This is a genomic window from Halomonas sp. 707D4, assembly GCF_024158685.1.
GTDB lineage: Bacteria > Pseudomonadota > Gammaproteobacteria > Pseudomonadales > Halomonadaceae > Vreelandella.
Genome location: NZ_JAMZBD010000118.1, coordinates 1 through 7,746 on the forward strand (window position 1 = coordinate 1; position 7,746 = coordinate 7,746).

The 7,746-nt window shown below is 64.4% G+C and carries 8 protein-coding genes; 6 read left to right on the forward strand and 2 right to left on the reverse strand.

Features of this window, described 5'->3' with window-relative positions:
- The 6 genes from BIS11_RS07050 to BIS11_RS07075 all read left to right on the forward strand — a co-directional run.
- On the forward strand, positions 1–669 hold a 669-nt coding region (locus tag BIS11_RS07050), incomplete at its 5' end, for a branched-chain amino acid ABC transporter permease (protein WP_253585862.1).
- 2 nt (positions 670–671) lie between these two features.
- Positions 672–1,664, forward strand: a complete 993-nt coding sequence (locus BIS11_RS07055) for a branched-chain amino acid ABC transporter permease (RefSeq protein ID WP_253423791.1) — start codon at positions 672–674, stop codon at positions 1,662–1,664.
- Between the two features lie 151 nt (positions 1,665–1,815).
- A complete protein-coding gene (locus tag BIS11_RS07060; RefSeq protein ID WP_253423794.1) occupies positions 1,816–2,970 on the forward strand; it encodes an acyl-CoA dehydrogenase family protein in 1,155 nt (384 codons plus the stop codon).
- Between the two features lie 33 nt (positions 2,971–3,003).
- Entirely contained in the window at positions 3,004–4,119 is a 1,116-nt protein-coding gene (locus BIS11_RS07065) for an enoyl-CoA hydratase/isomerase family protein (protein ID WP_253423797.1), read from the forward strand.
- A 47-nt stretch (positions 4,120–4,166) separates the two neighbouring features.
- Complete coding sequence (gene mmsB / locus BIS11_RS07070; protein ID WP_253423800.1) at positions 4,167–5,057, forward strand: 3-hydroxyisobutyrate dehydrogenase; 891 nt, start codon at positions 4,167–4,169, stop codon at positions 5,055–5,057.
- Positions 5,058–5,156: 99 nt separating this feature from the next.
- Positions 5,157–5,783, forward strand: coding sequence for a glutathione S-transferase family protein (locus BIS11_RS07075; RefSeq protein ID WP_253423805.1), 627 nt, complete (start codon positions 5,157–5,159; stop codon positions 5,781–5,783).
- A gap of 4 nt (positions 5,784–5,787) precedes the next feature.
- On the opposite strand, the gene BIS11_RS07080 is transcribed toward BIS11_RS07075, so the two are convergent.
- A complete protein-coding gene (locus BIS11_RS07080; protein ID WP_253423808.1) occupies positions 5,788–7,047 on the reverse strand; it encodes a methyl-accepting chemotaxis protein in 1,260 nt (419 codons plus the stop codon).
- A 331-nt stretch (positions 7,048–7,378) separates the two neighbouring features.
- Positions 7,379–7,746, reverse strand: a 368-nt coding sequence (locus tag BIS11_RS07085; RefSeq protein WP_253585863.1) for an alpha/beta hydrolase, incomplete at its 5' end; no start/stop codon positions are given.

The following is a 7,746-nucleotide window of genomic DNA, read 5'->3' on the forward strand; positions in this document are numbered from 1 at the left end:
GTACTGGTGCCGCTGACCATAGGCGGGCTCAGCATGCTCGTCGAGCGCTTTCTGCTGCGCCGCATCGCGCATCTGGATCACCTCTACGGGCTTTTGCTGACCTTCGGTCTGGCGCTGATCTTCGAGGGTACGCTGATCAACTTCTTCGGCGTTTCAGGGGCGCGCTACGCCACGCCGGAGATCCTGCAGGGCGGCTTGAACCTGGGCTTCATGTTCCTGCCCACCTACCGCGCCTGGGTGCTGGTGGCGGCGCTCGCCATGTGCCTGTTCACCTGGTTCATGATCGAGCGCACCCGCCTTGGCGCCTACCTGCGCGCGGGCACCGAGAACTCGCAGCTGATGCAGGCCTTCGGCGTCAACGTGCCGCTTCTGATCACGCTCACCTACGGCTTCGGCGTGGGGCTCGCCGCCTTTGCCGGGGTACTCGCCGCACCCCTCTACCCGGTGTCGCCGACCATGGGGTCGAGCCTTCTGATCGTGGTCTTCGCGGTGGTGGTGATCGGCGGCATGGGTTCGATCATGGGCGCCATTCTCACCGGGCTCGGCATGGGCGTGATCGAGGGGCTGACCAAGGTGTACTACCCGGAGGCCGCCAATACGGTGATCTTCCTGGTCATGATCCTGGTACTCATGCTGCGCCCGGCCGGGCTTTTCGGAAAGGAGGCATAGCCATGTCGGAGTCCACGACGCTGAGCGCACCGAGTGCGGTCGCAACGAGAAAACGCCGCGCCGGCCAGCGCCGGGCGCTTCTGTACGTGGCGCTTTTGGCGCTGGGGCTGGTGGCGCCGTTCCTGGCCTACCCGGTCTTTCTGATGAAGGTTCTCTGCTTTGCGCTGTTCGCCTGCGCCTTCAACCTGCTGCTGGGCTACGCCGGGCTTCTCTCCTTCGGCCACGCGGCGTTTCTGGCCACCGGCGGCTACGTCACGGGGTATCTGCTTGCAAGCTATCCGGGGCTCACGCCGGAGCTCGGCATTCTGGCGGGTACGCTCTGCGCGACGCTTCTGGGGGCGCTGTTCGGCGTGCTGTCGATTCGCCGCCAGGGGATCTATTTCGCCATGGTGACGCTGGCGCTGGCCCAGCTGATGTTCTTTTTCTTCATCCAGGCGCCGTTCACCGGCGGCGAGGACGGCCTGCACGGCGTGCCGCGCGGTGAGCTCTTTGGCGTCATCAGCTTGAGAAGTCATCTTTCGATGTACTACGTCGTCTTCGCGATCTTCGTGCTCGGGTTTGCCCTCATCCAGCGTACCGTGCACTCGCCCTTCGGCCAGGTGCTCAAGGCGATCCGCGAGAACGAGCCGCGGGCGATTTCGCTTGGCTACAACGTCGATGCCTACAAGCTCGTCGCCTTCGTGCTCTCGGCGGCGCTGGCCGGGCTCGCCGGTGCCACCAAGACGGTGGTGTTCCAGCTCGCCTCCCTGACCGATGCCCACTGGCACATGTCCGGCGAGGTGATTCTGATGACGCTGCTGGGGGGCGTTGGCACGCTATTGGGGCCGATCGCGGGCGCCGGGCTCGTCGTCAGCCTCCAGCACCTGCTTGCCCAGTCGCCGCTGGGTAACTGGGTGAGCGTGATTCTCGGCGCGATCTTCGTGGTGTGCGTGCTGAGCTTTCGTAGCGGCATCGTCGGCGAGCTGGGCGCGCTCTACCGCAAGAACTTCAAGTAGAGCGCTCCGACGGATCCCCTTTGACGCGTGCGCCTACGCCGAAGGTCGTGGTGCGCAGGGCAAGCTTAAATTATAAGTTGACGTTAACGTCAATTGAGCGTTCGAGCGCTCTTCATAACGACAACGAGTACCGCCCAAACGGAGACCCGCCATGAATTTCGAGCCCAACGACGATCAGGTCGCCTTCATCGACATGGCCAGAAGCTTCGCCCAGAAGGAGCTGGCCCCTCACGCCGCAAAGTGGGATCGCGATGCCCACTTCCCGGTGGATGTGATCAAGAAAGCCGGGGAGCTCGGGTTCTGTTCGCTCTATGCGCCGGAGAGCGTGGGCGGGCTCGGGCTTTCACGGCTCGATGCCAGCCTCATCTTCGAGCAGCTCTCCATGGGCTGCACCTCGACCACGGCGTACCTCACCATCCACAACATGGTCACCTGGATGCTGGCAAGCCACGCTCGGGCTGAAGTGATCGAGCGCTGGGGTACGGCGCTTGCGACCGGCGAGCTTCTGGGCTCGTACTGCCTGACCGAGCCCGGCGCCGGGTCGGATGCCGCCTCGCTCAAGACCAGCGCCAAACGCGACGGCGACGATTACGTGCTCAATGGCAGCAAGATGTTCATCTCCGGCGCCGGCAGTACCGACGTGCTCGTGGTGATGGCGCGTACCGGCGGCGAAGGGGCGGGCGGAATCTCCGCCTTCGCGGTGGAGGCCGCGAGCGCCGGCATCAGCTACGGGCGCAAGGAGGAGAAGATGGGCTGGAACAGCCAGCCCACCCGCATGGTGACGTTCGAGGACGTGCGCGTGCCGGCCGATCACCTGCTGGGGCGCGAAGGCGAGGGCTTCAGGATCGCCATGAAGGGGCTCGACGGCGGGCGCATCAATATCGCCACCTGCTCGATCGGCACCGCCCAGCGGGCACTCGACGAGGCCCGCGACTACCTGCGCGAGCGCAAGCAGTTCGGTCGGGCGCTGGCGGAATTTCAGGCGCTGCAGTTTCGCCTGGCCGACATGGCGACCGAGCTCGTGGCCGCGCGCCAGCTGGTGCGCCTGGCCGCGACCAAACTCGATGCCGGACACGTCGATGCGCCGACCTACTGCGCCATGGCCAAACGCTTCGCCACCGACGTCGGCTTCAAGGTGTGCGACGAGGCGCTGCAGCTTTTTGGCGGCAACGGCTACATCAAGGAGTATCCGATGGAGCGCTTCGTGCGCGACACCCGGGTACACCGCATTCTGGAAGGCACCAACGAGATCATGCGGTTGATCATCGCCCGGCGGGTGTTGGCCGACGGCGCCGGCGAGCTATAGTGAGGGAACGTTCAATGGCACAAGGATGCTCCAATGAGTAGCGTAGTGTTTACCGAGCACGCCACCCGGGATGGACACGTCGTCGGCGAGATCACACTCGACGCCGAGCGTTCGCTCAACGCCCTGACCCTCGAGATGATCGAGGCGATGCAGCCGCAGCTCGAGCGCTGGAAGGAAGAGCCCGAAGTGGTGGCGGTGCTGCTGCGGGGCGCCGGTGAAAAGGCGTTCTGCGCCGGGGGCGACGTGGTAAGCCTCTACCGCTCGATTACCCAGGGCGGCGATGCCGACTTTCCCGAGCGCTTTTTCACCCACGAGTACCGGCTCGATTTTACCCTTCACACCTACCCCAAGCCGGTGATCTGCTGGGGCAGCGGTATCGTCATGGGCGGCGGCATGGGGCTTTTGAGCGCCTCGAGCCACCGGGTGGTCACCGAGACCTCGAGACTCGCCATGCCCGAGGTCACCATCGGCCTCTACCCGGACGTCGGCGCGAGCTGGTTCCTCAACCGTCTGCCGGTCGGCACCGGGCGCTTTCTGGCCATGACCGGAAGCCCCGTCAACGCGACGGACGCCGTGCATCTCGGCCTGGCCGACCGCTGCCTGAAAAGCGACCAGTTCGAGGCGCTGTTGAACGCACTTACCGCCGCGCGCTGGAACCAGCAGGGCAGTATCGACGCCCACGGCGTGGTCAACCGGGCGCTTCGAGAGCTCGAGCACGAAGCCCGCGCGCACTTCACCGGGCAGGAAACCCCGGTACTCCAGGCCACGCCGCTGATTCGCGAGCTGATGGATCACGACACCACCGAGCAGACCGTCGCCGCCATTCTGGCGGTCGAAAGCGACGATGCCTGGTTCAGCCGTGCCCAGAAGACGCTGGCCCACGGAAGCCCGGTGTCGATCGCGCTGATCGACGAGCAGCTCAAGCGGGCGCGCTACATGTCGCTTGCCCAGGTGTTTCGCTCGGAGCTCGCGCTTTCGGTGCAGTGCTGTCGACACCGCGAGTTTCCCGAGGGCGTGCGCGCGCTGCTGGTCGACAAGGATGGAAGCCCGGCCTGGACCTATTCGGACGTCGCCTCCGTGGAGCAGTACTTCATCGACGAGCTGCTGGCCTCTCCCTGGGAGGAGAATCCGCTGGCCTCGCTCGGCTAGCGCGGCCAATCACCATCAGCCAATCACCCATAACAAGGATAACGATCATGACCACCATCGCATTCATCGGCCTTGGCAACATGGGCGGCCCCATGGCGGCGAATCTTTCGAAAGCGGGGTTCGACGTGCGTGCTTTCGACCTGAGCGTTGAGGCGCTTGCCACCGCGAAGGAGCACGGCTGCGAAGTCGCCGCCTCGGCTCAGGACGCCGCGCGAGACGCTCGAATCGTGATCTCCATGCTGCCCGCCGGTCAGCACGTGCGCGCGCTGTTCGTGGATGGCGAGGCGCCACTTTTCGACGTCATCGCCCCCGGCGCGCTGGTGATCGACTCCTCCACCATCGATGCCGATACCGCGCGCCAGGTGGCCGCCGCCGCCGAGCAGAAGGGCATCGACTTCATCGATGCGCCGGTTTCCGGCGGCGTGGGTGGCGCCCAGGCGGGCACGCTGACCTTCATCGTCGGCGGCACGCCAGCCCAGTTCGAAAAGGCCAGACCGGTGCTCGAGGTGATGGGCAAGAACATCTTCCACGCCGGCGAAAGCGGCGCGGGGCAGGTGGCCAAGGCGTGCAACAACATGCTGCTGGCGATTCTGATGGCCGGCACCTGCGAGGCGATCAACATGGGGGTGAAAAACGGCCTCGACCCGGCGGTGCTCTCCGAGATCATGAAGCAGAGCTCCGGCGGCAACTGGGCGCTGAACGTCTACAACCCCTACCCGGGGGTGATGGAGAATGCCCCGGCCTCGAAAGGCTACCAGGGCGGCTTTCTGACCGATCTGATGCTCAAGGATCTGGGACTGGCCATGGATATCAGCCAGCAAAGCGCCGCGCCGGTGCTGATGGGCTCCGCGGCACGGGCGCTCTACGCGCTGCACAAGGCAAACGGCCACGGCCGGCTCGATTTCTCGAGCCTGATGACCTTCTACCAGGACAAGTGATCACGCAGGCGCCCGGCGTGGCGGTGTCCGTGCGACTTGTCACGCACCGCTTGCCCCGCCACACTGGATGGCCTCGATCAACCCATGACAAGGATCACCATGATTACGCTTTGGGGCCGCGACAACTCCACCAATCTCAAGAAAGTGCGCTGGGTGCTCGAAGAGCTCGACCTTCCCTATCAGCAGATCCAGGCCGGGCTCGAACACGGCGTCAACGATACGCCCGAGTTCAAGGCGATGAACCCCAACGCCCTGGTGCCGGTCTTGAAGGACGACGCCACCGCGAGCGTGCTGTGGGAGTCCAATACCATCGCCCGCTACCTGGCCGCCCAGTACGGCGAGGGCCGTCTGTGGATCGACGACCCTGCCAAGCGCGCCCGGGCCGAGAAGTGGATGGACTGGGGCAGCTCGCGCCTGTCACCGGCTCATCGCATCATGCTGATGGGGTTTGTTCGTACCCCGCCGCACGCCCGTGACCAGGCCAGGCTCGAAGCCGGCACCGCGGAGTGCGAAGCGCTCTTCGCCATGCTCGACGACGCGCTGGATGGACGACCCTGGCTCTCCGGCGAGGCGTTCGGCCTGGCCGACATCGCCGTGGCGCCACTGATCTACAACCTGTGGAACTGCGGGCTGACCTGGAACCCGCGCAGCCATCTGGAGCGCTGGTACCAGGCGCTGACCGAGCGCCCGGCGTTTCAGAAAGTGGTGATGATTCCGGTCAGCTAGCGCGCTAGGTCAGATCGCTCGAAAAGCGCTGGACGGCGTCGACCACGCGCTTGGCGCCGTCCTGGATCTCTACGATCACGCTGCCCGCCTGGCCCGCCACTTCGAGGCCCTGCTGGGCTTCTTCGCGGGTCTCGAACATCTGGCGCTTGACCTCCTGCGAGAGGGCCTGGTTCTGCGTGACGACGCTGGTGATCTTCTCGGTGGCGGCGCTGGTGCTGGCCGCGAGCTTTCTGACCGCATCGGCGACCACCGCAAAGCCGCGTCCCTGTTCACCGGCTCGGGCGGCCTCGATGGCGGCGTTGATCGCCAGCAGGTTGGTCTGCTCCGCGATGCCGCCAATGGTCTCGACAATGGCGTTGATCTCGAGAGACTGCTTGCCCAGCGCTTCGACGCTTTCGGTAGCGGCCTGCATCTGGGCGGCGATCTGGCGCATCGTCTCGACGGTCTGCTGGACCACCGCCGCGCCTTTCTCGGCGCTGACATCGGTTTGACGTGACACATCGAAGGCCAGATGGGCGCCTTCGCGTACCTGGCGCTCACGCGCCACCTGATCGGTAATGACGCTGGCGAATTTCACCACCTTCCAGAGATGGCCATCGGCATTGTAGACGGGGTTGTAGGTGGCCTCGAGCCACACCTCGGCCCCGCGGCTGTCGATGCGCTTGAAGCGGTCCGCCACGAACTCGCCATTGTTCAAGGTCTGCCAGAATGCCACATAGTTCGGCGAGCCGGCCTCTTGCGGCGTGCAGAACATCCGGTGGTGCCGGCCGATGATCTGGTCGAGGCGGTATCCCATTCCTTTCAGGAACTGCTCGTTGGCGGTAATGATGGTGCCATCGAGGTTGAACTGGATGACGGCGGTGGAGCGAATCAAGGCGGCAATGAACGACTCGCTCTCCTTGGCGCCCTCGACGATCTCGGTCACCTCGCGGCCATAGCCCTGTACATGGGAAAGCCGCCGACCCGCGCTGCGTATCGGTAGCCAGACGATGTTGAGCCATATCAAGGCGCCATCTTCGCGCAGGTAACGGTAGTTGTCGCTGACCGGCTCGAAGGTAGTGATGGCTCGTTGGAAGTCCCGAAAGCAGGGCAGCTCCTTGACGTAGGCCGGCACGATCTCCGACATCGGCCTGCCCAGCAGCTGCTCGCGCCGGTAGCCGAGTGCATCCGCAAAACCCTGGTTGACGGATGAAATGCGTAAATCGGCATCCAGCGTGATGGAAAGCATGCCGCGCTCCATCTGATCGCTCAATTGTGTCAGCACCCCTCGTCCGTGAGGTCGACCTGCGGTTTTTCTTTTAGTTGGCAGTTGAAACATCGGTAGCCTCCCTTCAATGATAACAATAAGTTATCGGCAGTCCGAACCGAACCTTGAGTCTTTTTTTAGGATAAGTTAAGGCTTTCAGGCAGCTTAAGTGAATCTAGTCATTAACGCTTGCAGCGTCGAGTAGATAATCTACCTGGGACTTCGCAGCGTTGATGAGCCCCTCTACATTCAACGGGCCTGTCGTCCATTGGCGCCGTTTTCAACGGCGCGGCGGGCATCGGGGTGGCGGAGTTTGATACTGGAATGAGCGCCGCAGCATCGACGCGGTCTAAAAGCGCTCCAGCACGTCGAAATGGTCGCAGTCAGGCAGCTCGACGCGCTGGCAAGGGACGCCCGCTTGCGCGAGTGCGGCGAGAAAAGCGTCGGCTTGGCGGTGGAAGGCGGGCGGGTCGTTCTCGGCGATCACCACCCGGCACGGGGGAAGCCCCGAGAGATCGTCATGGAGCGGGCTGAGCGCGCGTGCCTGCTCCATATTCAAGTCAAGCGGTGCGTTGACGTAGGTGTCCACCAGTGGCGCGAGATCGAACACGCCGCTGACCAGCAGCAGCCGGTCGATCGGAAGGGGCGTGCGGCGGGCGACCCAGTAGGCGAGCTGGGCACCGGCGCTATGGCCGCCGAGCTTGATCGACCAGGCAC

What these genes read in the sequence shown, in the direction of transcription:
- BIS11_RS07055 (WP_253423791.1), top strand. Translation starts at nt 672, where the DNA reads ATGTCGGAGTCCACGACGCTGAGCGCACCGAGTGCGGTCGCAACGAGA.
- BIS11_RS07060 (WP_253423794.1), top strand. Translation starts at nt 1,816, where the DNA reads ATGAATTTCGAGCCCAACGACGATCAGGTCGCCTTCATCGACATGGCC.
- BIS11_RS07065 (WP_253423797.1), top strand. Translation starts at nt 3,004, where the DNA reads ATGAGTAGCGTAGTGTTTACCGAGCACGCCACCCGGGATGGACACGTC.
- mmsB (WP_253423800.1), top strand. Translation starts at nt 4,167, where the DNA reads ATGACCACCATCGCATTCATCGGCCTTGGCAACATGGGCGGCCCCATG.
- BIS11_RS07075 (WP_253423805.1), top strand. Translation starts at nt 5,157, where the DNA reads ATGATTACGCTTTGGGGCCGCGACAACTCCACCAATCTCAAGAAAGTG.